Origin of the sequence: Roseovarius autotrophicus, from assembly GCF_018069895.1 — a bacterium.
Taxonomy (GTDB): domain Bacteria; phylum Pseudomonadota; class Alphaproteobacteria; order Rhodobacterales; family Rhodobacteraceae; genus Roseovarius; species Roseovarius autotrophicus.
The window spans coordinates 243066-267389 of record NZ_JAGQDH010000001.1; the positions used below are offsets into that span (position 1 = coordinate 243066).

A 24324-nucleotide genomic window follows, 5' to 3' on the forward strand; every position below is an offset into this window, starting at 1 on the left:
CTCATGTCACCTTCATCGTCATCATCCTCTGGACCGTCTCGGCGAGATCGTTGAGGGAAAACGGTTTCGGCAGGAATACTGACTTGTCGATCCGCGCCTGGATGTCGCCGAAGGTCTCTTCCGCATAGCCCGACATGAACACAACCCGAACCTCCGGTCTCAGCGCCAGGGCCTTCTGGACCCAGTTCGGCCCGTCCATGCCGGGCATCACGACATCCGTCACGAACACATCGACATGGCAGGCCTGATCGGTCAGGAGCTCGAGTGCCTCTTCGGCCGATCCGGCCTCGAGCACGGTAAAGCCGCGCAGTTGCAACGCGCGGCTGGCGAATGCCCGGACGGGCAACTCGTCCTCCACCAGGAGTACGACGCCAACGCTGACCGCCGCGGCCAGGGTCAGAGGCTCAGGCACGGGCTCGACCACGCAAGCATGGTCATGGGCGGGGAAAAGCAGCTGGAACGTGGTGCCTTCGTTCTCGGTGCTGTCGGCAAAGATGAATCCGCCTGTCTGCTTTACGATCCCGTAAGCGGTCGACAGCCCGAGCCCGGTTCCCTCCCCCACACGTTTGGTCGTGAAGAACGGCTCGAACACCTTGGCGATCATGTCGGGCGCGATGCCATGGCCGGTATCGCTGACCTCGACCGTCACATATCGGCCCGACGCCACGACTGCCCTGTCCCGTTGCAAGGGTGCGTCAAGAACCCGATTACGGGTCACGATCCGTATTTCGCCGCCGCCCGGCATTGCGTCGCGCGCATTGACCACGAGATTCATGATGACCTGCTCGATCTGGCGCTTGTCGGCGCGAATGGCCCAAAGCCCCGGCTCGTGATCGAGGGTCAGCGACACCTGTTCTCCGACGAGGCGATTGAGAAGGTGGGTCAGGTCGGCAAGCGTGTCTCGCAGGTCCAGAAGCGTGGGGCACAATGTCTGCTTGCGCGAGAATGCGAGCAGTTGCCCGACCAGCGAGGCCGCGCGGTTGACGTTCTGGTTGATCTGCATGAGGTCGGAATACTCGGGGTCTCCGGGATCACGATGCATCAGCAGCAGGTCACAGTGTCCCGCGATCGCGGTGAGAAGGTTGTTGAAGTCATGCGCGATTCCGCCCGCCAACTGGCCGATCGCCTGCATCTTCTGGCTCTGCACGAATTGTGCCTGAAGCGACTTGAGTTCGGTCGCGTCGCTCAGCACGGCGATGAGAACGATCTCGCCGGAATCGCGCGCGCGCCCCAGCGCCACCTGAACAAATGCGTCCCTGTCGTTGCCGCGCAGGCGCAGGAATTCCGGCTTGAGCGATCCGCGCTCGGCGGCGGCGTCGGCGACCCAGTCGGAAACCGGGCGCCCGAGACCCTCCAGAAGTTCGGAAAGCAGAACGGGGTCGGGAGATGCATGATCCAGTAGCGCACGCGCCGGCGGATTGGCCCGCAGAACGGTGCCATCGCGCGCAAGTTTGAGAAGCGGCACGGGCAGGTCATCGAAGAGCGCCCAGCTGTCAGGCATGGTCACGGGATTCCGGGCGCCTGGTAGAAGGTAGATCTCGCGCCGCCCGGCGATCCCCGACAGTTCGACAAAAATGCAAGGCACCTGTCCTGCGGCTGTGGATATCTCGCACAGGCTGCCGGATTGCGGCGCTGTCAGCCCGAGTGCCTCCAGCGAGGGGACACGGGCACCGACAAGTTCACGCGCGGCCGGATTCATGTAGAGAACGGTATTGTTGCGGCCGAGCGTCAGCATGGGCAGCGGATGCTGATCCGATGCCTGCGTGGCGCGCGCAGCAGGGACCTCGAAGCGCCAGACGAACTGCCCCTCACCGGCGCGGTGCAGGACGATGCGCATGTGGCCGTCGCGAGTGACGATATCCTCGACCGAAGAGCCCACGGCCTCGGCCCGGCTTTCCATCCGGAAGAGCAGGGCGCCCGGATTGGCCAGATGCTCTTTCAGGAGTGTGGCGAGCGTGCCCTGGCCATTGTTGCCGAACAACCTGCGCGCGGAGTGATTCGCAAAGATGAGGCATCCGCCTGCGACACTCAGCAGCACGGCACCGGGATCATCCTCGAACAGGCGTATCACATCAGCCCGGACGCTGCGGGCGCGGCGCTGCGCCACGGCCCGACCGATGCGCAGCCAGAGCGCGCCAAGTAAGATCACCACCGCGGACAGCGCGACCGGTTGCGCAAGCGTGCGATCACCCAGCAGGAGTGCCGTGAGGGCCAGAACGACCGCGGCCACCACCAGAGCCAGCCCCCGTCGCCCCGACTGCGATCCGCGCGTTTGCCAATCCTGCGCAGGACTCTCCGGGAAAGCCACCTGCCGCACCTTTCATGCCAATGCCTGTTCATGCGATCCTGCGCACGAAGGCTTAACATCGACTTAACGGCCACCCGAAATTCTCGTCAAGATTGACTATAATAATTTTCATTCGCGCCAAAGGTGCGCCAGAAAGAAGCCGTCACCTTCCGCATCAACCTGCCAGCGACGGCAGGTGCGCCTCGACCATCCCGGAGCGGCACCTGACGCTTTGCCCACAACATCCTCGTTCTCGAGCCGGAAAACCGAACAGGTCGCGTAGATCAGCACACCCGTTGGTGCGAGCAGTGCCGCAGCGCGACGCAGGATGTCCTTCTGGATGCCCGTCAGTTCCCGCAGACGATCGGGCGTCAACGCCCATTTTGCCTGCGGCGCACGCCGCCATGTGCCGGAGCCCGAACAGGGCACATCGCACAGCACCGCGTCGAAGGGCGCGAGCGCGTCAAGTTCGCGCGTGTCGCACAGGCGTATGTGGACGCCCGCACGCGCGGCGCGCGCCGGCAGGTCTGTCATGCGCCGAAGCTCGGCGTCATGGGCAAACCAATCACAGTCCAGTCGCGCCGCCAGCGCCAGCGTCTTGCCGCCGCCACCGGCGCAATAGTCGAGCACCCGCGCCCCCTCTGGCAGCGCAATCGCCTCCATCGCGGCCTGACTGCTGGCATCCTGAAGCTCGACCAGCCCCTCTCGGTAAAGCATGGACCGAGATATTTTCCGCACACCTTCAAGAACTTGGAGTGCGAAGCTCGCCCCCTCAACGGCGCGCGTCCCGATCCCCTCGCGGCTCAACCGATCCTGCGCTGCCTCGCGCGTGATCCGGCGCGCATTGACGCGCAGCGTGACAGGTGCACGGTGGCGCAGGGCCTCGGCGGTGGCGGCTGCCTTGGGCCCGAGAGAGGCCTCGAAATATGGCCAGAGCCAGTCGGGAAGATCGCGCGCTTCCGCCTCGCTCGGGGTATGTCCGCCCCCTTTCTCGATATCGGAAAGCGGTGCGGGTCCATGCCCTTGACCTGTAAAAACAATATCTGGATCAATGCCTTGAGCGCGCAAGCTGCCAATCATGAGGGCGCGCCCGTCCCCGCCTCCGCCAAGCGCGGAGAAAGAACGCAAACAGCGCAGCGCGCCAAAGACATGATCGCGCACCGCCGCGCGATCGCCCGAACCGGCATAGCGCGCAGCACGCGCCCAGTTGGTCAGGGCGCGCTCGGCCGGGGCACCTTCAAGGACCGAGTCAAGCACGACGATCGCCGCCGCAACACGAGCGCCGGGGGTCATGAAACTACCTTCGTTTCAGCGTTTAAGACCTTTTGAAGCCTAGCCAATACGGTAATTGGGACTTTCTCGGGTGATCTGCACATCATGGACATGGCTTTCCTTGAGTCCCGCCCCGGTGATCCGCACGAAACGGCACATGGTGCGCATCTCGTCAACGGTCGCGCAGCCGGTATAGCCCATGGCGGCGCGCAAGCCTCCGACAAGCTGATGGAGCACCGTCGCGGCCGAGCCTTTATAGGGAACCTGCCCTTCGATTCCCTCGGGCACGAGCTTGTCAGAGGCCGCATCTTTCTGGAAATAGCGGTCCGCCGAGCCGCGCGCCATGGCCCCGAGCGAGCCCATGCCGCGATAGGCCTTGAAGCTGCGCCCTTGGTAGAGGATCACTTCGCCGGGGCTCTCGTCGGTGCCCGCAAGCATCGAGCCAACCATGGCGCAGGAGGCGCCGGCCGCAATCGCCTTGGCGAAATCGCCCGAGAACTTGATGCCGCCATCGGCGATCACCGGAACGTCGCCGGCCGCCCCGGCACTGTCCATGATCGCGGTCAACTGCGGCACGCCGACGCCCGCCACGATCCGCGTGGTGCAGATGCTGCCCGGCCCGATCCCGATCTTGACCGCATCGGCGCCCGCGTCGATCAGCGCGCGTGTGGCTTCAGCGGTCGCGACGTTGCCCGCCACGATCTGCACCTCGTTCGAAAGTGTCTTGGCCCGTTCGACGGCGCGCGCCACGCCTTCGGAATGACCGTGCGCGGTGTCGATCACCACCATGTCCACACCCGCCTCCACCAGCGCCGCCGTGCGCTCGAAGCCTGCATCGCCCACGGTCGAGGCCGCCGCGACACGCAACCGCCCGAGTGGATCCTTGCATGCAGTGGGATTGAGCACGGCCTGTTCGGTGTCGCGCAGGGTCAGCAGGCCCGTCAGCTTGCCCTGCCCGTCGGTCACCAGCAGTTTCTCGATGCGGCGTGCCTTCATCAACGATTTCGCCTCGTCGCGATCCGCAGGCTCCTGAAGAATCGCGAGATTGTCCGAGGTCATCATCACGCGCACCGGTGTCTTTTCGTCCTCGGCAAAGCGCATGTCGCGGTTGGTGACGATGCCCACGACGCGGCCCGATTCATCCACGACCGGAAAGCCGGTGACATTATAGCGTTCCTGCAAAGCCTTGGCGTCGGCCAGGGTCTGATCGGGGCGCAGCGTGATCGGGTTATAGACGATTCCGCTCTCGAACCGCTTGACACGGCGCACCTCCTGCGCCTGTTCCTCGACACTCAGGTTCCGGTGAATGACCCCCATGCCGCCCGCCTGCGCCATGCAGATCGCCATGCGCGCTTCGGTTACGGTGTCCATGGCCGAACTCAACAGCGGGATATTGAGATGGATGGAGCGCGTGACGCGGGTGCGGGTATCGGCGGTCGAGGGCAGGACCGATGATGCCGCCGGCACCAGCAGAACGTCATCAAAGGTGAGCGCCTCGCGAATCTCCATTCCGCTTCTCCATGGATGTCTCGTTTGGCGCGTCCCTATCGCATGTATCCCCGGTGGGGGAAAGGGCGTTTTGGTCGCATTGCTTATACGCCCCCGGCACCGGGTCGTAACCGCAGCCGCCCCAGGGATTGCAGCGTGCAATGCGCCGCGCCGCCAGCCAGCCGCCGCGCCACGCGCCATGCGCCTCAAGCGCCTCAAGCGCATACTGGCTGCATGTGGGCTGATAGCGGCAATGCCAGCCAAGCCAGGGCGAGAGGATTAGCCGATAGGCCCGGATCGGCAGGGCCAGAAGGCGGGCCAGCGGGGTCATGGCCGCTGCCCCAGACAGCGCAGCGCATGGGCCAGATCGCGGCGCAGGTCGTCGAAGGGGCGCAGGGCGGTCGCATCAGCGCGCCCGATGAGCACATAATCCCATCCCGGCTGCCCCCCATCCGGCAAAAGCTCGCGCGCGATCGCGCGCAGCCGGCGTTTGGCGCGGTTGCGGGTAACGGCATTACCGACCTTCTTCGAGCAGGTAAAGCCCACCCGGATCAACGGGTTACCGTCACCCCGGTCGCGCCCCTGCACCATCATCGTGCCGGTGCCCTGTCGCAGACCGCGCGCGGTGGCAAGGAAATCGGCACGCGCGCGCATCACCTCGATCCGGGGCACGCAAGCAGACACCGCCGGGGGCGTAATCCCTGCCTTGCAGTCAGGGGCCTCCGGCGGCGTCGAAATCATCAGCAAAAGCTGGCGCTTACGCGCTCAGCACCTTGCGGCCACGGGCGCGGCGGGCATTGAGAATCTTGCGGCCGCCCTTGGTGGCCATGCGCGCGCGGAACCCGTGACGGTGCTTGCGCACGAGGTTCGAGGGTTGAAAGGTGCGTTTCATCGCTCCGTCTCCGGTCTTGGGCGGGCGGCGGTCGCTGGAATCGCGCCCTGCCCGAATTCATCTGAAGCCCGGTCTATAGAGAGGGCGCGCGGCCAAGTCAAACCCCCTGCCCGGCCTTTTGCGACAATTTCCGCGCGGCATGGACATGTTACAGGAATGCGCCCCGGCCTCACCCGTGATCACCCCCTCGTGAGGCCACTGGCAAGCCTGCTCGCGACCGTGCATCTAGGAGCGGTGACAGCCAGAACCGGGGACGCCATGGACCAGAGCACCACACCCACGCCCGCGCCCGCGCGGCGCAAGACCGGCCTCATGCGGCACCTGCCGCTGGCGGTCATCCTCATCGTCGCGGTGATCGGGGCGGTGACGCTGCGGGACCATATCACCTTCGACACGCTGCGCGACAACCGCGAGGCGCTGCTGGCGTTTCGCAACGACAATATCATGCTGATGGCACTGGCCTTCATCGCCACATATATCCTGATCGTCGCCTTCTCGCTGCCGGGTGCGGCGGTGGCCTCGGTCACGGGCGGATTTCTCTTTGGCCTGACACTCGGCACGGCGCTCAACGTGACGGCGGCCTCGCTCGGGGCCATCGTGATCTTTCTGGCTGCCCGCTGGGGGCTGGGGCGCACGCTGGCGGCGAAGATCGAGACCACCGACGGCACACTCAAGCGGCTCAAGCAGGGGCTGCACGATAACGAAATCAGCGTGCTGTTCCTGATGCGCCTGGTGCCTGCGGTGCCGTTCTTCGTGGCGAACCTGCTGCCCGCTCTGGTGGGGGTGCGATTTGTGAATTTTGCCTTCACCACCGTTCTGGGGATCATTCCGGGCGGGATCGTCTATACATGGATCGGCGTGGGTCTGGGCGAGGTGTTCGACCGGGGCGAGAGCCCCGATCTTTCCCTCCTTTGGGAACCGCAGATCATCGGCCCCATCCTCGGGTTGGCGGCGCTTGCGGCGCTGCCGATGGCGATCAAGTATTTTCGCGGTAAAAAGGACGTTTAATCATGCAGAAACTGAATGCGGATGTGCTGGTCATCGGGGCCGGCTCGGGCGGGCTGTCCGTCGCGGCGGGCGCGGTGCAGATGGGCGCAAGCGTCATCCTGCTCGAAGGCCACAAGATGGGCGGCGACTGCCTCAATTTCGGTTGCGTGCCATCGAAAGCCCTGATCGCAAGCGGCAAGGCGGCCCATGCGCAGGCCCATGCCGCACAATATGGCGTGACCGATGTGACGCCACAGGTGGATTATGCCGCCGCCAAGGATCATGTGGCGGGCGTCATCGCGCAGATTGCACCGGTGGACAGCCAGGAGCGGTTCGAGGGTCTGGGCGTGCGGGTGATCCGCGAATTCGGCACCTTCATTTCGCCCACCGAGGTCAAGGCGGGCGATCACCTCATCACCGCGCGGCGCGTAATCATCGCTACCGGCTCTTCCCCGCTGGTGCCGCCGATCCCCGGCCTCGACACCGTGCCATACGAGACCAACGAGACGCTTTTCGACCTGCGCGAGCGGCCCGATCACCTGCTGATCATCGGCGGCGGCCCCATCGGCATGGAGATGGCGCAGGCGCATCGGCGTCTGGGCTGTGCCGTCACGGTGATCGAAGGGGCCAAGGTTCTGGGGCAGGACGATCCCGAGATGGTGCAGGTGGTGCGCGACCGTTTTGCCGAGGAGGGAATCGAGATCGCCGAGGACGCCATGGCCGACGAGATCAGGGGCAAGGCCGGTGCGATCGAGGTCGCGGCAAAGGACGGGCGCGTCTTCCGTGGCTCGCACCTGCTCATGGCGGTTGGGCGGCGTGCCAATACCGACCGGCTCGACCTCGAGGCGGCAGGGATCGAGACCACGCGGCGCGGGATCAAGGTGAATGCCTCCATGCGCACCACCAACCGGCGCGTCTATGCCATCGGCGACGTGGCGGGGGGGCTGCAGTTCACTCATGTGGCCGGTTATCAGGCGGGGTTGATCATCCGGCAGGCCGTGCTTGGCCTGCCCGCGAAGATGCGCACCGACCATATCCCCTGGGCCACCTATACCGACCCGGAACTGGCGCAGGTCGGCCTGACCGAGGCGCAAGCCAGGGAGGAACACGGCGGCAATCTCAAGGTGGTGCGCTTTCCCTACAGCCACAACGACCGTGCCATCGCCGAGCGCAAGACCGATGGCCTCATCAAGGTCATGGTGGTGCGCGGGCGCCCCGTGGGCGTGTCGATCGCCGGGGCGCAGGCGGGCGAGTTGATCAACCTCTGGGCCTTCATCCTCGCCAACCGGCTCGGAATGAAGCATGTGGCGAACATGGTTGCGCCCTACCCCACCATGGGAGAGATCAACAAGCGCGCGGCGGGGGCATATTTCTCGCCAAAGCTGTTTGATAACCCTATGGTGAAACGGGTGGTCAGGCTCGTGCAACGCTGGCTGCCCTGAACCGGGACGGGAGGGCGCGCGTGTTCAGATCGCTATCAGGACGCTTCCTGATCCTCACGGCCATCTTCGTGATGCTGGCCGAAGTGCTGATATTCGTGCCCTCCATCGCACGGTTTCGCGAACAGTTCCTGCTCGATCGGCTGGAACGGTCGCAGATTGCTTCTCTCGTGCTGTTGGCCGAGGGCGAGATGACGCCCGATCTTCAGGACGAGCTCTTGCGCAATGCCGAGGTGTTCAACGTGGTGTTGCGTCGCGACGAGGCGCGCCAGCTTGTCCTGAGCTCGCCCGTGCCGGCACCGGTCACGCAAAGTTTCGATCTGCGAAACGCGCCCGCGCTCACCCTCATTCGTGACGCCATGCGCAGGCTTGCAACCCCCGAACCAGAGGTGATCCGCGTCATCGGCCAGCCGGTGCGCATGGGGGGGCTGCTGATCGAGGTAACGCTTGAAACCTCGGGGCTTCGCACGGCCATGATCGATTACGGCCTGCGCATCCTGTGGCTGTCGTTGGTCATCTCGATCTTCACCGCCACGCTGCTGTTCTGGGTGGTGCAGTGCTTTCTCGTGCGCCCGATCCGGCGGGTGGTGGGCAACATGCAGGCTTATGCCGCCAATCCCGAAGACGCCCGTCTGGTGATGAAACCGGCCTCCAGCATCACCGAACTGCGCGAAGCCGAGGAAACCTTGCAGACGCTCCAGACCCAGTTGACCGGTGCGCTCAAGCAGAAGGAACACCTGGCGCAGCTTGGTGGCGCGGTGGCCAAGGTCAGCCACGATCTGCGCAACATCCTGACCTCGGCGCAGCTTTTCACCGACCGCATCGAGATGAGCGAGGATCCCGGCGTCAAGCGGATGGCGCCGAAGCTGGTCAACTCGCTCACGCGTGCGGTGCATCTGTGCGAATCGACACTGGCCTATGGCAAGGCCGAAGAACCCGCGCCGACGCTCGCGCGCCACCGGCTGCGCGAACTGGTCGCCGATGTGATCGACAGCGAGCGTCTGGCGGTCGAGGGCCATGAGGTGCGCCTTGTCAACGCCGTGCCCAGCGACCTCGTGCTTCTGGCCGACGGCGAGCAGCTTTACCGCGTTCTGGCCAATCTCGTGCGCAATGCACGGCAGGCCATCATGCGAAACGGCGCCGTTGGCGAGATCACCATCATGGCGGCCGAAGACGCGAACGAATGGATCATCCGCGTGCGCGACACCGGCCCCGGCCTGCCGCCCAAGGCACGCGAGCACCTGTTCAAGCCGTTTCAGGGCGGTGTCAGCAAGGGCGGCACCGGGCTTGGCCTGACCATCGCCGCCGAACTGATGCGTGGTCATGGCGGCAGGCTGATGCTGGAGCAAAGCAACGAAGGCGGCACCTCGTTCTGCATCACCCTGCCCAAGGGAAATTTCGGCAAGCCATCATAAATCTGCCAACAGGCCCTTGCATTGCCCTGCCGCAAAGTCTAAACGCTGGCCTCAACGGACCGATAGCTCAGCTGGATAGAGTACTTGACTACGAATCAAGGGGTCGGGGGTTCGAATCCTCCTCGGTCCGCCACTTGAAACCCACAAAATCAAAGGGTTACAGGAAGGCCGCGAAAGCGGCCCTTTTTGTTTAACCCGTTGCGCGACAAACGGCACGCCATGACCGCGGCGCATCCGCAACGAAAAAGGGCCACCCCGAGGGCGGCCCTTTCGCTGATCTGAGAAAGCGGCTCAGCGCTTGGAGAACTGGAAGCTGCGGCGTGCCTTGCGCTTGCCGAACTTCTTGCGCTCGACCACGCGGCTGTCGCGGGTCAGGAAGCCTGCGGCCTTGAGCGCGCCGCGAAGGGACGGCTCATAAAGCTGAAGCGCCTTCGAGATGCCATGCTTGACCGCGCCGGCCTGGCCCGACAGGCCGCCGCCCTTGACGGTGGCCATCACGTCGAACTGGCCCTCGACGCCGGCCACGCTGAAGGGCTGGCGCAGGATCATCTGAAGCACCGGACGCGCGAAATAGGCTGTCATCTCCTTGCCGTTCACCGTGACCTTGCCCGAGCCGGGCTTGATCCAGACGCGGGCGACCGCGTCCTTGCGCTTGCCGGTGGCATAGGAACGGCCAAGCGCATCGCGCTCAGGCTCGCGCGGGGTGTCCATGGCAACCGCGACACTGGCACCGCCAGCCACCGCTTCGAGACCTTCGAGGGTTTTGATTGCGTCGCTCATCAGTAGGCCACCCGCGTATTCTTCTTGTTCATGGATTTGACATCGAGCACTTCGGGGCTCTGGGCCTCATGTGGGTGCTCGGCGCCGGCATAGACGCGCAGATGGGTCATCTGGGTTCGCGACAGGCGGTTGCCGGGCAGCATCCGCTTGACGGCCTGCATGACCACGCGCTCTGGGTGCTTGCCCTCGAGGATCTGGCCGGTGGTGCGGCTCTTGATCCCGCCGGGATGGCCAGTATGCCAGTAGTTGGGTTTCTCGCGCTTGTTTCCGGTCAACTGCACCTTCTCGGCATTGATGACGATCACATTGTCACCCATGTCCATATGAGGGGTAAAGCTGGCCTTGTGCTTGCCGCGCAGGCGCATGGCGATGATCGAGGCGAGACGGCCCAGAACCACGCCTTCGGCGTCGATCAGGATCCATTTCTTCTCGATATCTGCCGGTTTTGCGGAAAACGTCTTCATTTCGGGCAGAACCTTGTTGTTGTTCCAGTGCAGTCCGATCAGGATCATCCCTGACCGATCATCGGCGGGTTATACGCGCTTGTCCCTGCAGGTCAACGACGTTCTTTCTGAAATAATCTATCATAAACAATATCTTACAAATTAGGTATCAATATACCCCAAATTGGCCGCCACCTTGCCGCGCTCCGTCGGGCTGCGACATCCCGCAGACCGTCAAGGCAGGTTGGTGCGGGTGGAGGGACTTGAACCCCCACGCCTTGCGGCGCCAGAACCTAAATCTGGTGCGTCTACCAGTTTCGCCACACCCGCACGGGCCGCGCCAGAGAGCACGATGCGGCCTGCCATAGCAAAGCGCGCGCGTGCTGGCGAGGGCAAAATATGCGGCGGTCCACCGCACAAAGGCGCAAAAAGGCACGACATTAACCGGATGTTAACATAATCTGCACCAAAGAAGAGGCAGTAACAGAGCGAGACACGCCATGAAACCGGATACGGTCGGGCGTCCGGGCGGCGGCAGCGCCGTTCTCGACCCCTTGCAGGAGGCCGGCCTTTGGACCGGCGGCATCATTCTGACCCTTGATGGCGAGCGGCGGACCGAGGATCTGCGCGCAGGCGATCGGATCGTGACGCGCGATGCGGGCATGGCGGTGTTGCGCGGAATCGTGCGGCGGCGGGCACGCGCGGCGCTGGTGCGCATTCGTGCCGGATCGCTCGGGCATACGCGGCCCGAGCGCGACGTTATCCTGCCCGCAGGCCAGCCGATCCTCGTGCGCGACTGGCGCGCCCGGGCGCTTTTTGGTGCCGATCACGCGATAGTGCCCGCCGCACGGCTGGTGGATGGCGAGTTTGTCACCCTTACAGGCTTGGCCGAGGTCGATCTCTGGCGGCTCGATTTCGACCGCCCGCATATCCTCTATCTCGACGGGCTCGAGGTGGCGAGCGCCGCGCGCTGAGGGCGGTGTGGCCACTGCCCTGCACGGACACGGCAGGAGATCGCCCGGTCAACCCGGACGATGACGGGGTGCCGGGGGCCGGGGCTGTGCCCGCCCCCCGAGCGTCAGCGGATCACGCGGCCCCGGCGAGGTTGCGCAGCACGTAGTGCAGCACGCCGCCATGTTCGACATATTCCTTCTCGATGGCGGTATCGATCCGACATTTGAGGGTGATCTCCTCGGTCAAGCCGTCGGCGCGGGTGAGGGTGCAGGTCACCTGCTGCAACGGCGTCACATCGGCGAGGCCCTTGATGGTAAAGGTCTCATCCCCCGTCAGGCCCAGAGTCTTGCGGGTCTGTCCGCCGGTGAACTCGAACGGGATGACGCCCATGCCGACCAGGTTGGAGCGGTGGATGCGCTCAAAGCTCTCGGCGATCACCGCCTTGACCCCCAGAAGCGCCGTGCCCTTGGCAGCCCAATCCCGCGAGGAGCCCGCGCCATATTCGACGCCGGCCACCACAACCAGCGGCACGCCCTGTTCCTGCCAGGCCATCGAGGCGTCGAAGATCGAGGTCTGCGCCCCGTCCGCGCCCTTGGTGTAACCGCCCTCAACCCCATCGAGCATCTCGTTGCGGATACGGATATTGGCGAAGGTGCCGCGCATCATCACCTCGTGATTGCCGCGCCGCGAGCCGTAGGAGTTGAACTCGCGCACCGGCACCTGACGCTCTGTCAGGTATTTGCCGGCGGGGGTGGTTTCCTTGAAGGAGCCGGCGGGCGAGATGTGATCGGTCGTGACCATATCGCCCAGGAGCGCCAGCACACGCGCGCCTTCGATATCGGCGATGGTGCCCGGCATTTTGGCCATGCCCTTGAAATAGGGCGGATTCTGGACATAGGTCGATTGCGCGGGCCAGTCATAGGTCTCGCCCTCCGAAGTTTCGACCGCCTGCCATTTCTCGTCGCCCTTGAAGACATCGGCATATTTCGACTGGAACGCCTCGCGCGTCACCGTGCGCTCCACCAGCTCGGCGATTTCCTTTTGCGTGGGCCAGATATCCTTCAGATAGACCGGGTTGCCGTCGCGGTCGTGCCCCAGCGGCTCGGTCGTCAGGTCGATGTTCATGTCGCCCGCCAGCGCATAGGCCACCACCAGCGGCGGCGAGGCCAGGTAATTGGCGCGCACGTCCGGGCTGATCCGGCCTTCGAAGTTGCGGTTGCCCGAGAGCACCGCAGTGGCGATCAGGTCGCTTTCGGCGATGGCCTCGGAAATCTCCGCCTGCAAGGGACCGGAATTGCCGATGCAGGTGGTGCAGCCATAGCCCACGAGGTTGAAGCCAATGGCGTCGAGATCCTCTTGCAGCCCGGCGGCCTCAAGATAATGCGACACCACCTGCGAGCCGGGGGCGAGCGACGTCTTGACCCAGGGCTTGCGGGTGAGGCCAAGCGCGCGCGCCTTGCGCGCCACCAGACCCGCCCCGATCATCACATAGGGGTTCGAGGTATTGGTGCAGGAGGTGATGGAGGCGATCACGACCGAGCCGTCGCGGAGGCTGTAATCCTCGCCCTCGATCTTGACCGATTTGCGCGGGTCGGCGGCGACAGCCGTTGCCGGACCCTCGGCGTCCATGTCGGTGGCGGCGGGGCTGGCATCGTTGCCGCGATACTCGCTCACCACGTCAAGGAAGGCGGCGGCGGATTTGTCGAGGGTCACGTAATCCTGCGGGCGTTTCGGCCCGGAGATGGCCGGCACGATGGTGCCCATGTCAAGGCTGAGCGTGTCGGTATAGACCGGCGCGTAATCGGCGCCGCGCCAGAACCCGTTTTCCTTGGCATAGGCCTCGACCAGCGCCACGCGATCCTCGTCGCGGCCGGTGTTGCGCAGATAGCGCAGGGTCTCGTCGTCGATCGGAAAGAATCCGCAGGTGGCCCCGTATTCGGGGGCCATGTTGGCGATGGTCGCACGGTCCGCCAGCGGCAGGTGATCGAGTCCCGCGCCGTAGAATTCCACGAACTTGCCCACCACGCCTTTCTGACGCAGCATCTGCACAACCTTGAGCACCAGATCGGTGCCGGTGGTGCCCTCGATCATCGCGCCGGTCAGCTCAAAGCCGACCACTTCGGGGATGAGCATGGAAATCGGCTGGCCCAGCATCGCGGCCTCCGCCTCGATCCCGCCCACGCCCCAGCCAAGCACGGCCACGCCGTTGATCATCGTGGTGTGGCTGTCGGTGCCCACGAGGGTATCGGGATAGGCGACCGTCTCACCGTTCTGATCGGTATCGGTCCAGACGGTCTGCGCCAGATATTCAAGGTTGACCTGATGGCAGATGCCGGTGCCCGGCGGCACCACGCGGAAATTGTTGAACGCACCCTGCCCCCATTTCAGGAACTGGTAGCGTTCCATGTTGCGCTCATACTCGCGGTCCACGTTCATCTGGAAGGCGCGCGGATTGCCGAATTCGTCGATCATCACTGAGTGGTCGATCACCAGATCAACCGGGTTCAGGGGGTTGATCTGCTGCGCGTCGCCGCCAAGCGCCACGATCCCGTCACGCATGGCGGCGAGGTCCACAACCGCCGGAACGCCGGTGAAATCCTGCATGAGCACGCGCGCCGGACGATAGGCCAGCTCGCGATTCGCACGGCCGCCATTCGCGGCCCACTCGGAAAACGCGCGAATGTCGTCGAGCGAGACGGTCTTGCCGTCCTCGAATCGCAGCATGTTCTCCAGCACGACCTTGAGGGCGGCGGGCAGGCGCGAGAAATCACCCAGACCGGCGGCCTCGGCGGCCTTGATCGAGTAATAGGCGATGGATTTGCCGCCGACGCTCAGCGTCTTGCGGGTCTTGGCGCTGTCTTGTCCGACTGTGATAGGCATGGGGTGCCGTCCTTTCATGGTCAGGTCTGGATGACTTTTGCCCCGCTTCTGACCGATATTCCGCGCCCGATCAAGAGGCGCTCGGCGCTTTTGTATACTGTTGCACACAATTTGATCTCCATTTCAGCATTCACATATCGTCTCGCGAAACCTTGAGTTGGCATCGCGCGCCTCAACGCCTAGGTTCAAAGGGTCAGATCAACAGGCCGATGCGTCAGGACCGCCCTACATGAAACACGTGATTGCCAGCCTTCTTACCGGGGCCACACTGCTTTACGGCCCCGCCGGGGCCGGCGAGCGCCCCGTCGTGATAGAGCTTTTCACTTCGCAGGGCTGCGCCTCCTGCCCGCCCGCCGACGAATTCTTCCAGAGCCTGGCCGCGCGCGAGGATGTGCTCGCGCTGTCGCTGCATGTTGATTACTGGGATTACATTGGCTGGGAAGATACATTCGCCAGCCCCGCTCACACCGCCCGCCAACGCGGCTATGCAAGCGCGGGCGGGCGCAAGATGGTCTACACCCCGCAGATGATCATAAACGGCACCGATCACGTCGTGGGCACCCGGTTCCGCGACGTGACCGCGCTGATCGACAAGCACCGCGAGGCGGGCGCGAACGGGCTGTCGGTCGATGTCATCCGCAACGGTGCAACGCTGCATCTTGCGGCCGGATCAGAGGCCCCCCGCGCCATGCCGCTCATCGTGCAGCTTGCCCGCTACCTGCCAGAGGAAACCGTCGAGATCGTCCGGGGTGAAAACGAGGGGCGCACGATCACCTATGTCAACATCGTCACCGACCTGATCGAGGTGGCCGAATGGGACACGCTCGGACCGCTTGAATTGACGGTTGACTGGCCCGAGGGCGTGCCGGTGGCGGTGATCCTGCAATACCCCGATTTCGGCACCATCGAGGCCGTGGCGCATCTGCGCTGAGCGACGTGGCGAGCGGGCTGGTCTTCTTCTGACGCTCGGAACTCGGCCCCCGCGCGGAATCAAGGCCGAAGGCCGCTGCGCATCGCCGGGCCGCCCCCCGGCACGGCGATGCGCAGCTCGGTGACTACGTTCAACCGCCGCTTCTGGCCACAAGGCACCGTCCGCCCCCACCTTTGCGCACCCGGCCTACGCTTGCGCTGCCAGTGCCCCGGCCAGATCGCCATAGCCGGTAAAGCGGTATTCGTAATCAAGCCCCAGACGGCGCGCGCAGTCCTCCGCCTTGGCGCGCAGCGCGGCGTCATCGGTTTGCGCCTGATAGACCAGTTTGGTGTAATTGCCGAAGATCATGTCGCGCAACTCTGGGTGCCGGTCGAGCCCCATGGGCCGCCAAACGAAGGCATCGAACTGCCGCACCAGGAAATCCGTGAGGTAAAAGGCAGTGATCTCATCGTCATGAGCGGCGAAACGGTCAAGCCCCTCGTAGAAGGCGTAGCAATGCGGCCCGGCAACCATCTCGACGCCCATCTCGGCGCATTTCACCTGCAACAGCCCTCCGGTGCCGCAATCGGCATAGACCACGAAAACCCGGTCATAGGTATCGCGCGCGTGCAGGACAGCCTTTTCCACCTCTCCGGTGATCCGCTCGGGATAAAGGTGCAGCTTGGCGGGCAGGCATTGCAGATCCATATGATCCCAGCCATTGACGCGCTTCAGCGCGAGGATCTCATGGGCAAGCGCGCCGCAGGCGATCAGCAGGATACGCCCCGCGCCCGCCGCCGCCAGCCCCGTCTCGGTCAGATCCCGATCGCTCGGCGCGTCCATGCCATGCCCTCCAAATGCGAACGGCCCGCGCGCGGGCGGGCCGTCACGCGTGCCTTGTCGCGCTCAGCCCGCAGCCAGCCGGTTGTGCTTGCGCGCCATGAAGTCCTTGGCCGTTTCCACGGCCACGGCGGCGTCGCGGCAATAGGCATCGGCCCCGATGGCGCGGCCGAACTCCTCGTTCAGCGGCGCGCCGCCGACCAGAATGATGTAGTCATCGCGCTTGCCCTGTTCCACCAGCGTGTCGATCACGACTTTCATATAGGGCATGGTCGTGGTCAGCAGCGCCGACATGCCGAGAATGTCGGCGCCTTCGGTGTCCAACGCCTCCAGGTAATTCTCGACCGGGTTGTTGATCCCGAGATCGACCACCTCGAATCCCGCGCCCTCCATCATCATGCCGACAAGGTTCTTGCCGATATCGTGGATGTCGCCCTTGACGGTGCCGATCACCATCTTGCCGACACGCGGCGCGCCGGTCTCGGCCAGCAGCGGCTTGAGAATGGCCATGCCACCCTTCATCGCGTTGGCAGCAAGCAGCACCTCGGGCACGAACAGGATGCCGTCGCGGAAATCCTTGCCGACGATGGTCATGCCACCCACCAGCGCCTCGGTCAGGACGCGGTAGGGTTCCCAGCCGCGTTCCAGAAGGATGTTCACCCCCTCCTCGATCTCCTCCCGGAGACCGTCATAGAGGTCGTCAAACATCTGCTGGACCAGCTCCTCGTCGTCGAGTTCCGAAAGGATGATGTCGTCTTCTTGGTCGGACATGCCCGAAATCCCTGAATTCATGCGCGCGCGCGGTTGCCTTCGCGCAGCTTTCGTCAATTTGTCGCAAGGTCACTTTGCGAATTGCGACGCTGCCCGAACCGCGACCGACCTATAGCCGTGATTTGCGGGGAATGTGACTGAAATATCGGCATGAAGATTATCGGTTTTCCGCATGTCCCGCGTCGCAGGCCTGTGCGGAATCTCGCCAGCCGAGCGCGGATCTGCACGGAATTCCGCCGATCACGACGGGGTATCGCCAATGTGCGGGTCGCGCCCCTTCTGTGCCGCGAGATGCGGCCCATCTTGAGAGGGGACGAGCAAGAAAGGACGCAGAATGCGCACAACCCTGATCCTGATACAGGCCGGTTTCCTGAGTGCCATGGCCGTGATCGGTGCGGCAGCCGTGGACAAACCCGCCTGCCCCCTGCCCGCCCCGACGGCGCAGCATTGCGACACGGCGAAGTGAGGGCCGCCCCTACCGCGCCGCCTCGATCGCCGGGCGGATGGTGTTCTCCAGCACCCGCTCGGTGATCGGCCCGGCAAAGCGCAGCACGATATTGCCCTGCCCGTCGATCACAAAAGTTTCGGGCACGCCGTAAAGGCCCCAGTCAAGCGCCATGCGCCCGCTCTCATCCGCCCCCATGGCGGCATAGGGGTTGCCCAGTTCCGCGAGGAACCCGAGCGCATTGCCCGGCTTGTCCTTGTAGTTCACGCCATAGATCGTGATCCCCTCGCGCGCCAGTTGCTCAAGGTTCGGATGCTCCACCCGGCAGGGCGCACACCAGCTTGCCCAGTAGTTCACAAGTTTCACCCCCTCGGCGCGCAGATCGTCATCTCCGAAAACCGGCCCCGATCCCAGCGGCGTGACCTGCACCGCGGGCGCGGTACGGCCCGCCAAAGCCGAAGGAAGCTCGTTTGGATTCTCGCGTTTCAGCCCCACCAGCGCCAGCGCCGCAAATGCAGCGAACACAAGAACCGGGGCAAGCATCAAGGGTTTAACCATCGGTTTTTCTCCGGTTCTCGATCTCGTCCAGGGCGCGGCGCACGCGGGCCGAGCGATGCAGGCTCGCCCAGACCAGCCCGGCGATCAACACCAGCGACACCCCGTAGGAGGCCAGCACCGGCACCGCGTATTTGCCCAGATCGGGGATCATGCCTGCATCCTTTCCCGCGCCAGAAGCGCGCGCATCCGTCTTGCCCTGATCTCGGTGCGCGTTCGCATCAGCACAAGCGCGACGAAAAGAAGCACGAACCCCCCCATGCTCACATAAAGTGGCAGCTTGTAGACCATGTCCATGCGCTCTCCCGGCTTGACCGAGAGCGACGCGCCCTGATGCAGCCCCTGATTCCAGAAATTGACCGCATAACGGCTCAGCAGCGCAAAGACCGAGCCGACAAGGCACAGGATCGAGGTCAGGTCCGCCGCCGTGTCATCGTTCTCGATCGCCTCCCAGAGTGCAATATAGCCCAGATAGAACAGGAACAGGATCAAAAAGCTCGTGAGGCGCGGATCCCAGGCCCACCAGGTGCCCCACATCGGCTGACCCCAGATCGCCCCCGTGGCCAGCGCAATCAGCGTCATCACCATCCCCACCGGGGCGGCCGCGCGCGCAGCAAGCGCGCTCACATGATGGCGGCGCACGATCCACACCAGCGACGTGACCAGCATCATCAGCCAGGCATTGATCGCCATGAGCGCCGCGGGCACATGCAGGTAGATGATCTTGACGGTCGAGCCTTGCCGGAAATCGTCGGGTGTAAAGAAGAACCCCCAGACCAGCCCAGCCACAAGCATCAGAGCCGCAAGCCAGGCAAAGGCAGGCAATACCCGGTCCGTCGTCTCGATGAACTTCTTTGGGTTGGCATATTCCCAGAGAGCATTCAGATTCATGGGGTTGATCCCTCCGTCATCGCAGGTTGACCCTCAATACCGCAGCCGAGGCGAAAGGCAAAAGCGCGATCGTGCCGCAGGTGATCCCCGCCAGAAGCGCAAGCGGCGTGCCAAGCGCCAGCCCCTCGGCCCCGCGCCGCGCCACCTCGGCGCCAAAGATCAGCGTCGGCATGTAGAGCGGCAACACCAGAAGGCTCAGCAGCAGCCCGCCGCGCTTCAGCCCCACGGTCAGCGCCGCGCCGAACGTGCCGATCACGCTGAGCGCGGGCGTGCCAAGCGCGAGCGAGGCCAGCAGCCAGCCGAAACCGGGCGTGGGCAGGTTCAGAAGCACCCCCAGAACCGGGGCCGCCAGCACCAGCGGCAGCCCGGTCGTGAGCCAATGCGCCAGCGCCTTGACGCTCACGATGCCCTCCATCGGCAGGGGTGAGGTGGCCAGCAGATCAAGGCTCCCGTCCTCCCAGTCGAGCGCAAGAATGCGGTCAAGCGACAACAGGCAGGCCAGAAGCGCGCCCAGCCACAGGATCCCCGGCGCGATCGTGGACAAGAGCGCGCTTTGCGGCCCGACACCAAAGGGCACCAGCACCACCACGATCAGGAAAAACGCCAGCCCAAGTCCAAAGCCCCCGCCCGCCCGCATCGCAAGCCGCATGTCACGGGTCAGAAGCGCGATCACAGGAACGCCCCGTCGAAATCATCCGCAGCCAGCGGCGCCGCTCGATAGGGCGCAAGATCGAAAATCCGCGCCTCCGACAGCCCCAGATCGATATGCGTAGCGATCAGCGCGGCCCCGCCGCCGGCCAGATGCGCGCGCACGGCACCCGCGAACATCGCCACCGCGTCCACGTCAAGCGACACGGTCGGCTCATCAAGCACCCAGACCGCGCGCCCCGTCACCAGAAGCCGCGCCAACCCCAGCCGCCGCTTCTGCCCGGCCGAGAGCGCGCCCGCCGGGCGGTTGCGGAGCGGGCCAAGGTCGAAGGCATCAACAGCGGCTGAAATCTCTTGGGTTCCAAAGACATGAGCCCAGAAGCTCAGGTTCTCCTCAACAGTCAGCGTCGCCTTGATCCCGTCGGCATGTCCGGCATAGACGAGGCTTTCGGGCGCGACCTCGACCCGGCCGGAAAGTGGCGGTTGCAACCCTGCCACCGTGCGCAGCATCGTCGTCTTGCCGATGCCGTTGGGGCCGCGCAGCACCAATGCCTCACCGGGGGCAAGCCTCAGGCTCACCCCTTCCAGAACGGGGATCCCCCCGCGCGCGACGCTCAGATCGGAAACGCTCAGAACCATGCGCCCTGCCTAGCCCAAAGCCCGCGCCGCGAAAAGCACCAAACTCAGACCGCCAATGCGGCAAGAGCGACACGGCGACCTTCGGACAGCAGCACGTTAAAGGTGCGGCAGGCGGCGGGCGTGTTCATCGACTCGACGCCGATTCCCGCCTCCTCGAGCGCGGATCGCAGAGCGACGGGCAGATGCGCCATTTCGGCCCCGGTACCGACAAAGATCACGTCCACCGCGCCTGCAAGCGCCACAAGCGGCGCAGGATCGTCAAGCCCCGCCCAGGACCGCGCCGACTCTGCCGTCACCAGCATCGCCCCCTCGATCACGCCACCGCCCACACGGAAAAATCCCGGCCCATAGCCATCGACAGGCCGCGCCCCGGCAAATGTGATTTCGGTCATGCGCATGGCATCCTCCTCATCTCCAGAGCGGCAGCCCGCTCAGCACCGCCAGCGCGATGATCCCATAGGCCGCCCAACGGTAAAGCCGCTCCAGGCGCGGGTCAAACAGCCGCTGCCCGATCAGCGACATGAGGACATAGGGCACCGCCAGCGTAAGCGCCAGCAAGAACACCGCTCCCTCCACCGCGCCGCGCAGCAAGAGATTGACCACGATCACCGCGTCGAGCGCGGCGAGAAACAGGATCGTGTTGGCGCGCACCGTCTGCACCATGGCCTGCCCGGCAAGGTAGAACAGGATCACCACCGGCCCCGTAAGCCCCGTCAGCCCGCCGATCACCCCCGCCACCGCGCCGATGGTCAGCAGCATCGGGCGGCTGACGCACCCAGAGAATCGCCAGCCCGCAACAAGCGCCCCCAGCGTGACCGCCGCCACCGCCGCCACGATCCAGCGGATCGTGACCGGATCAAGCACTCCCATGAGCCACAGCCCAAGCGGCACCGTCACCAGCGCGGCGAGCGCGAGCATCGCCACCTCTCCCCGGTCCGCCAACCCCCAGGCACGTGGCAACAGCGCCGATGTGCTGGCAATCCCCGTCAGCGTGATCACCGCCACCACCATTTGAGGGGGCAGGAACATCCCCGCCACCGGCACGAAGATCAGCGCCGTGCCAAAACCGGTGAACCCGCGCACGACCCCCGCCACCGAGATGACGAGGATCAGCCAGACCAGACCGGGCGTGGCGAGAACCCCCGCCAGCGCCTCAGGCATCTACATTGGCGAACTGCGTTCCGGCATTGGCGTCGGGCTTGGACCAGTCGCGCTTGACGCCCAGCCACATGAGCACGGTCGAGGCCACGAAGATCGACGAATAGGTGCCGATGATCACGCCCCATATCATCGCAAAGACAAAGCCCCGGATCACGTCGCCGCCCAGCACATAGAGCGAGATCAGCGCCAGTAGCGTCGTCACCGAGGTCATCACCGTGCGGCTCAGCGTCTCGTTGATCGAGATGTTGAGCACCTCGCGCAGGGGCTTCTGCTTGTATTTGCGCAGGTTCTCGCGGACGCGATCAAACACCACCACGGTATCGTTGAGCGAATAGCCGACAATGGTCAGCAGCGCCGCGATGATCGCCAGATCGAACTGGATCTGCAATTCGGAAAAGACGCCTATGGTCAGCGCCACGTCATGCACCAGCGCAATGACCGCCCCCACGGCGAATTGCCACTCGAATCGCAACCAGATGTAGAACAGCACCGCCCCGATGGCGAGCAAAACGGCGATCACCGCCGCCGTGATCAACTCGCCCGACACCTTTGGCCCGACGCTCTCCACGGATGTGAACTGGATATCTGGCACCGCCTGTTTCAGCGCCGCCTCGACCTGAAGGATGGTTTGCGGCGCGACGCTTTCCTCCTCGTCCTGCGCCTGAATGCGGATCATCGCCACGTTTTCCTCCGGCCCGAAGGTCGGATCGAACACTTCCGCGATGCTCACATCGCCCAGCCCCAGATCGCCGATGGCGTTGCGATATTGCCCGACATCAACCGGCTGCGCGCTCTGTGTGCGGATGGTGGTACCGCCCTTGAAATCGATACCGAAATTCAACCCCTGAACGGCGAAAGAGCCAAGCGCGACAAGGATCATCACCCCCGAAATCCCAAGCCACAGCTTCCAGCGGCCGAAAAAGTCGATCGAGGTTTCCGCCGGCACCAGCCGCAGCGCGCGGCCCTGCAGCACCGTCTTGGGCCGCTTGCGCTCGAACCACATGACAGCGATCAGCCGGGTTATGAAAAGCGCGGTGAACACCGAGGTGAGGATGCCAAGGCCAAGCGTGATGGCAAAGCCGCGCACCGGCCCCGACCCCATCGCATAGAGGATGAGCGCGGTGATGAAGGTGGTGAAATTGGCGTCCACGATGGCGCTCAACGCCTTCTCATAACCCAGTTCGATGGCGCGCGCGGCGCCTTTGGCTGTCTTCATCTCTTCCTTGATGCGCTCGAATACAAGCACATTGGCATCCACCGCCATGCCGATGGTCAACACGATCCCAGCGATCCCCGGCAACGTCAGCGTCGCGCCGACAAGGCTCAGAAGGCCGAAAATCAGCCCGACATTGATAATGAGGGCGATATTTGCAAAAATCCCGAAGAGACCATAGCTCAGCACCATGTAGACCAGCACCAGCGCAAAGGCCACGACACTCGCAACCTTGCCCGCCTCGATACTGTCGGCCCCCAGTTCCGGCCCGATGGTGCGTTCTTCCAGGAAATCCAGCCCCGCCGGCAGCGCGCCCGCCCGCAGAAGCACCGCCAGTTGCGTGCTGTCCTCCACCGTGAACCGCCCGGTGATGATACCCGAGCCGCCCGGAATATGGCTCTGGATCACGGGCGCGGAAATCACCTCGCCATCCAGCACGATGGCGAAGGGGTTGCCGATATTCTGCGCGGTGTAATCGCCGAATTTCCGCGCCCCCGTGGGGTTGAAGCGGAACGACACCGCCGGGCGCCCGTTCTGATCGAAATCGGGCTGCGCATCGACAAGCTCCTCGCCCGTCACCACCGGCGCACGTTCGAGGATGTAATAGACTCCCGGCTCGTCGATCGAGGGCAGGATCTCGTTGCCGGCTCCGGGGTTCTCGCCCGGATCGCTGCTGCGGCTCACCACCGGCTGGAAGGTCAGTTGCGCGGTCGTGCCGATCAGCGCCTTCAACTCGGCCGCCGAGCCGATGCCCGGCACCTGAATGAGGATCCGCTCTGCCCCCTGCCGCATGATCGTCGGCTCGCGCGTACCCACCTCGTCCACCCGGCGGCGGATGATCTCGAGCGACTGTCGCACGGTCCGGTCATCGGTGGCGCGTTGCTCGGCCTCGCTCAGCCGCACGATGATATCCGCGCCGACTGTTGTCACGTCGATATCGCTTGCGCCCACCCCGGTGATCGTGGTGACGGGCCGGGCAAGGCCACGCACCAAAGCCGCGGCCTCGCGCGCCATCTCGGGCCGCTCCACCAGCCGGACCCGCAATTCCGGCCCCTCGGAAGGTTGAAGCCGGATCGGTCCGACCCGATCGCGCTCCTCGCGCAGCAGGTCACGCACCTCGGGCCACATACCCTCAAGCCGCGCCTGATAGACATCGGCCACCTTGACCTCGGCCAGAAGATGCGCACCGCCCCGCAGATCGAGCCCAAGATTGACAAGGCCGGATGGCAGCCAGTTGGGCCACAGCGCCAGATCATCGGCCAGCGCCGCCGGATCGGCCCCGGCCTCGACCAGCGCGCGCGCGTCATTATGCCGCTCGACCTTGCCATAGAACCCGTTGGGCAGCGCCAACAGCAGCCCGAGCGCCACAACCGCCCAGATCGTCACACGTTTCCAGAGGTCGATTTGCAGCATG

Annotated in this window: 24 protein-coding genes, 2 tRNA genes and 1 pseudogene; 7 read left to right on the plus strand and 20 right to left on the minus strand. The window is 64.6% G+C overall.

The features are described 5' to 3' along the window. Position 1 precedes the first annotated feature (1 nt). The 6 genes and pseudogenes from KAK09_RS01260 to rpmH form a co-directional block, all read right to left on the minus strand. On the minus strand, positions 2-2308 hold the full coding sequence (locus tag KAK09_RS01260; protein WP_336244402.1) for a hybrid sensor histidine kinase/response regulator: 2307 nt from the start codon (positions 2306-2308) through the stop codon (positions 2-4). Between the two features lie 108 nt (positions 2309-2416). After that, on the minus strand, positions 2417-3580 hold the full coding sequence (locus KAK09_RS01265; protein ID WP_210877019.1) for an RsmB/NOP family class I SAM-dependent RNA methyltransferase: 1164 nt from the start codon (positions 3578-3580) through the stop codon (positions 2417-2419). Between the two features lie 39 nt (positions 3581-3619). After that, entirely contained in the window at positions 3620-5068 is a 1449-nt protein-coding gene (guaB, locus tag KAK09_RS01270; protein ID WP_210877020.1) for an IMP dehydrogenase, read from the minus strand. Between the two features lie 70 nt (positions 5069-5138). Beyond that, a pseudogene (gene yidD, locus KAK09_RS01275) lies at positions 5139-5378 on the minus strand (membrane protein insertion efficiency factor YidD); the annotation flags it as partial. Beyond that, positions 5375-5788, minus strand: a complete 414-nt coding sequence (gene rnpA, locus KAK09_RS01280) for a ribonuclease P protein component (RefSeq protein ID WP_210877022.1) — start codon at positions 5786-5788, stop codon at positions 5375-5377. The pseudogene yidD and the gene rnpA, both read right to left, overlap by 4 nt. 16 nt (positions 5789-5804) lie before the next feature. Further along, the gene (gene rpmH / locus KAK09_RS01285; RefSeq protein WP_210877023.1) at positions 5805-5939 is read right to left on the minus strand and encodes a 50S ribosomal protein L34; all 135 of its coding nucleotides are present in this window, start codon (positions 5937-5939) and stop codon (positions 5805-5807) included. Positions 5940-6197: 258 nt separating this feature from the next. On the opposite strand from rpmH, the gene KAK09_RS01290 reads away from it, so the two are divergent. The 4 genes from KAK09_RS01290 (at position 6198) to KAK09_RS01305 (ending at position 9913) form a co-directional block, all read left to right on the plus strand. Further along, positions 6198-6947, plus strand: a complete 750-nt coding sequence (locus KAK09_RS01290) for a TVP38/TMEM64 family protein (protein ID WP_210877024.1) — start codon at positions 6198-6200, stop codon at positions 6945-6947. 2 nt (positions 6948-6949) lie between these two features. Beyond that, entirely contained in the window at positions 6950-8368 is a 1419-nt protein-coding gene (locus tag KAK09_RS01295) for a dihydrolipoyl dehydrogenase family protein (protein WP_210877025.1), read from the plus strand. Between the two features lie 20 nt (positions 8369-8388). Then, positions 8389-9780, plus strand: a complete 1392-nt coding sequence (locus tag KAK09_RS01300) for an ATP-binding protein (protein WP_210877026.1) — start codon at positions 8389-8391, stop codon at positions 9778-9780. A 56-nt stretch (positions 9781-9836) separates the two neighbouring features. Next, positions 9837-9913, plus strand: a tRNA-Arg gene (locus KAK09_RS01305). Positions 9914-10071: 158 nt separating this feature from the next. On the opposite strand, the gene rpsI is transcribed toward KAK09_RS01305, so the two are convergent. From rpsI to KAK09_RS01320, 3 genes are all read right to left on the minus strand, one after another. Next, positions 10072-10560 (minus strand): 30S ribosomal protein S9, encoded by a 489-nt coding sequence (gene rpsI / locus KAK09_RS01310; protein ID WP_210877027.1) that lies wholly within the window; start codon positions 10558-10560, stop codon positions 10072-10074. Continuing rightward, entirely contained in the window at positions 10560-11024 is a 465-nt protein-coding gene (rplM, locus tag KAK09_RS01315) for a 50S ribosomal protein L13 (protein ID WP_210877351.1), read from the minus strand. Before rplM ends, rpsI begins: the two co-directional genes overlap by 1 nt. Before the next feature lie 224 nt (positions 11025-11248). After that, a tRNA-Leu gene (locus tag KAK09_RS01320) sits at positions 11249-11333 on the minus strand. Between the two features lie 170 nt (positions 11334-11503). Between KAK09_RS01320 and KAK09_RS01325 the strand changes: the two genes are divergently transcribed. Further along, on the plus strand, positions 11504-11977 hold the full coding sequence (locus tag KAK09_RS01325) for a Hint domain-containing protein (protein ID WP_210877028.1): 474 nt from the start codon (positions 11504-11506) through the stop codon (positions 11975-11977). Between the two features lie 112 nt (positions 11978-12089). Here KAK09_RS01325 and acnA read toward each other — a convergent pair whose 3' ends face one another. After that, entirely contained in the window at positions 12090-14837 is a 2748-nt protein-coding gene (gene acnA, locus KAK09_RS01330; protein WP_210877029.1) for an aconitate hydratase AcnA, read from the minus strand. Between the two features lie 229 nt (positions 14838-15066). Between acnA and KAK09_RS01335 the strand changes: the two genes are divergently transcribed. Then, positions 15067-15768: a DUF1223 domain-containing protein gene (locus tag KAK09_RS01335; RefSeq protein WP_210877030.1), complete on the plus strand. Its 702-nt coding sequence runs from the start codon at positions 15067-15069 to the stop codon at positions 15766-15768. Between the two features lie 186 nt (positions 15769-15954). Here KAK09_RS01335 and KAK09_RS01340 read toward each other — a convergent pair whose 3' ends face one another. After that, positions 15955-16590: a DUF1638 domain-containing protein gene (locus KAK09_RS01340; protein WP_210877031.1), complete on the minus strand. Its 636-nt coding sequence runs from the start codon at positions 16588-16590 to the stop codon at positions 15955-15957. A gap of 63 nt (positions 16591-16653) precedes the next feature. Continuing rightward, positions 16654-17358: a corrinoid protein gene (locus tag KAK09_RS01345; protein ID WP_210877032.1), complete on the minus strand. Its 705-nt coding sequence runs from the start codon at positions 17356-17358 to the stop codon at positions 16654-16656. A 334-nt stretch (positions 17359-17692) separates the two neighbouring features. On the opposite strand from KAK09_RS01345, the gene KAK09_RS18975 reads away from it, so the two are divergent. Beyond that, positions 17693-17824, plus strand: a complete 132-nt coding sequence (locus KAK09_RS18975) for a hypothetical protein (RefSeq protein WP_272491236.1) — start codon at positions 17693-17695, stop codon at positions 17822-17824. A 9-nt stretch (positions 17825-17833) separates the two neighbouring features. Here KAK09_RS18975 and KAK09_RS01350 read toward each other — a convergent pair whose 3' ends face one another. From KAK09_RS01350 to secD, 8 genes are read right to left on the minus strand one after another with little or no spacing between them, the layout of a single operon-like run. Continuing rightward, entirely contained in the window at positions 17834-18361 is a 528-nt protein-coding gene (locus KAK09_RS01350; protein ID WP_247650991.1) for a DsbE family thiol:disulfide interchange protein, read from the minus strand. Beyond that, on the minus strand, positions 18354-18512 hold the full coding sequence (gene ccmD / locus KAK09_RS01355) for a heme exporter protein CcmD (RefSeq protein ID WP_210877033.1): 159 nt from the start codon (positions 18510-18512) through the stop codon (positions 18354-18356). Before ccmD ends, KAK09_RS01350 begins: the two co-directional genes overlap by 8 nt. Then, complete coding sequence (locus KAK09_RS01360) at positions 18509-19249, minus strand: heme ABC transporter permease (protein WP_210877034.1); 741 nt, start codon at positions 19247-19249, stop codon at positions 18509-18511. The genes ccmD and KAK09_RS01360 overlap by 4 nt, the downstream gene beginning before the upstream one ends. A 16-nt stretch (positions 19250-19265) precedes the next feature. After that, on the minus strand, positions 19266-19922 hold the full coding sequence (ccmB, locus tag KAK09_RS01365) for a heme exporter protein CcmB (RefSeq protein ID WP_210877035.1): 657 nt from the start codon (positions 19920-19922) through the stop codon (positions 19266-19268). After that, positions 19919-20536, minus strand: coding sequence for a heme ABC exporter ATP-binding protein CcmA (gene ccmA / locus KAK09_RS01370; RefSeq protein ID WP_210877036.1), 618 nt, complete (start codon positions 20534-20536; stop codon positions 19919-19921). Before ccmA ends, ccmB begins: the two co-directional genes overlap by 4 nt. Positions 20537-20580: 44 nt before the next feature. Further along, positions 20581-20934: an Mth938-like domain-containing protein gene (locus KAK09_RS01375; protein WP_210877037.1), complete on the minus strand. Its 354-nt coding sequence runs from the start codon at positions 20932-20934 to the stop codon at positions 20581-20583. 10 nt (positions 20935-20944) lie between these two features. Then, entirely contained in the window at positions 20945-21697 is a 753-nt protein-coding gene (locus KAK09_RS01380) for a sulfite exporter TauE/SafE family protein (RefSeq protein ID WP_210877038.1), read from the minus strand. Beyond that, positions 21690-24323 (minus strand): protein translocase subunit SecD, encoded by a 2634-nt coding sequence (gene secD / locus KAK09_RS01385; RefSeq protein WP_210877039.1) that lies wholly within the window; start codon positions 24321-24323, stop codon positions 21690-21692. The genes KAK09_RS01380 and secD overlap by 8 nt, the downstream gene beginning before the upstream one ends. Between the last annotated feature and the right edge of the window lies 1 nt (position 24324).

What these genes read in the sequence shown, in the direction of transcription:
- KAK09_RS01265 (WP_210877019.1), bottom strand. Translation starts at nt 3,580, where the DNA reads ATGACCCCCGGCGCTCGTGTTGCGGCGGCGATCGTCGTGCTTGACTCG.
- guaB (WP_210877020.1), bottom strand. Translation starts at nt 5,068, where the DNA reads ATGGAGATTCGCGAGGCGCTCACCTTTGATGACGTTCTGCTGGTGCCG.
- rnpA (WP_210877022.1), bottom strand. Translation starts at nt 5,788, where the DNA reads ATGATTTCGACGCCGCCGGAGGCCCCTGACTGCAAGGCAGGGATTACG.
- rpmH (WP_210877023.1), bottom strand. Translation starts at nt 5,939, where the DNA reads ATGAAACGCACCTTTCAACCCTCGAACCTCGTGCGCAAGCACCGTCAC.
- KAK09_RS01290 (WP_210877024.1), top strand. Translation starts at nt 6,198, where the DNA reads ATGGACCAGAGCACCACACCCACGCCCGCGCCCGCGCGGCGCAAGACC.
- KAK09_RS01295 (WP_210877025.1), top strand. Translation starts at nt 6,950, where the DNA reads ATGCAGAAACTGAATGCGGATGTGCTGGTCATCGGGGCCGGCTCGGGC.
- rpsI (WP_210877027.1), bottom strand. Translation starts at nt 10,560, where the DNA reads ATGAGCGACGCAATCAAAACCCTCGAAGGTCTCGAAGCGGTGGCTGGC.
- rplM (WP_210877351.1), bottom strand. Translation starts at nt 11,024, where the DNA reads ATGAAGACGTTTTCCGCAAAACCGGCAGATATCGAGAAGAAATGGATC.
- KAK09_RS01325 (WP_210877028.1), top strand. Translation starts at nt 11,504, where the DNA reads ATGAAACCGGATACGGTCGGGCGTCCGGGCGGCGGCAGCGCCGTTCTC.
- acnA (WP_210877029.1), bottom strand. Translation starts at nt 14,837, where the DNA reads ATGCCTATCACAGTCGGACAAGACAGCGCCAAGACCCGCAAGACGCTG.
- KAK09_RS01335 (WP_210877030.1), top strand. Translation starts at nt 15,067, where the DNA reads ATGAAACACGTGATTGCCAGCCTTCTTACCGGGGCCACACTGCTTTAC.
- KAK09_RS01340 (WP_210877031.1), bottom strand. Translation starts at nt 16,590, where the DNA reads ATGGACGCGCCGAGCGATCGGGATCTGACCGAGACGGGGCTGGCGGCG.
- KAK09_RS01345 (WP_210877032.1), bottom strand. Translation starts at nt 17,358, where the DNA reads ATGTCCGACCAAGAAGACGACATCATCCTTTCGGAACTCGACGACGAG.
- KAK09_RS18975 (WP_272491236.1), top strand. Translation starts at nt 17,693, where the DNA reads ATGCGCACAACCCTGATCCTGATACAGGCCGGTTTCCTGAGTGCCATG.
- KAK09_RS01350 (WP_247650991.1), bottom strand. Translation starts at nt 18,361, where the DNA reads ATGGTTAAACCCTTGATGCTTGCCCCGGTTCTTGTGTTCGCTGCATTT.
- ccmD (WP_210877033.1), bottom strand. Translation starts at nt 18,512, where the DNA reads ATGATCCCCGATCTGGGCAAATACGCGGTGCCGGTGCTGGCCTCCTAC.
- KAK09_RS01360 (WP_210877034.1), bottom strand. Translation starts at nt 19,249, where the DNA reads ATGAATCTGAATGCTCTCTGGGAATATGCCAACCCAAAGAAGTTCATC.
- ccmA (WP_210877036.1), bottom strand. Translation starts at nt 20,536, where the DNA reads ATGGTTCTGAGCGTTTCCGATCTGAGCGTCGCGCGCGGGGGGATCCCC.
- KAK09_RS01375 (WP_210877037.1), bottom strand. Translation starts at nt 20,934, where the DNA reads ATGCGCATGACCGAAATCACATTTGCCGGGGCGCGGCCTGTCGATGGC.
- KAK09_RS01380 (WP_210877038.1), bottom strand. Translation starts at nt 21,697, where the DNA reads ATGCCTGAGGCGCTGGCGGGGGTTCTCGCCACGCCCGGTCTGGTCTGG.
- secD (WP_210877039.1), bottom strand. Translation starts at nt 24,323, where the DNA reads ATGCTGCAAATCGACCTCTGGAAACGTGTGACGATCTGGGCGGTTGTG.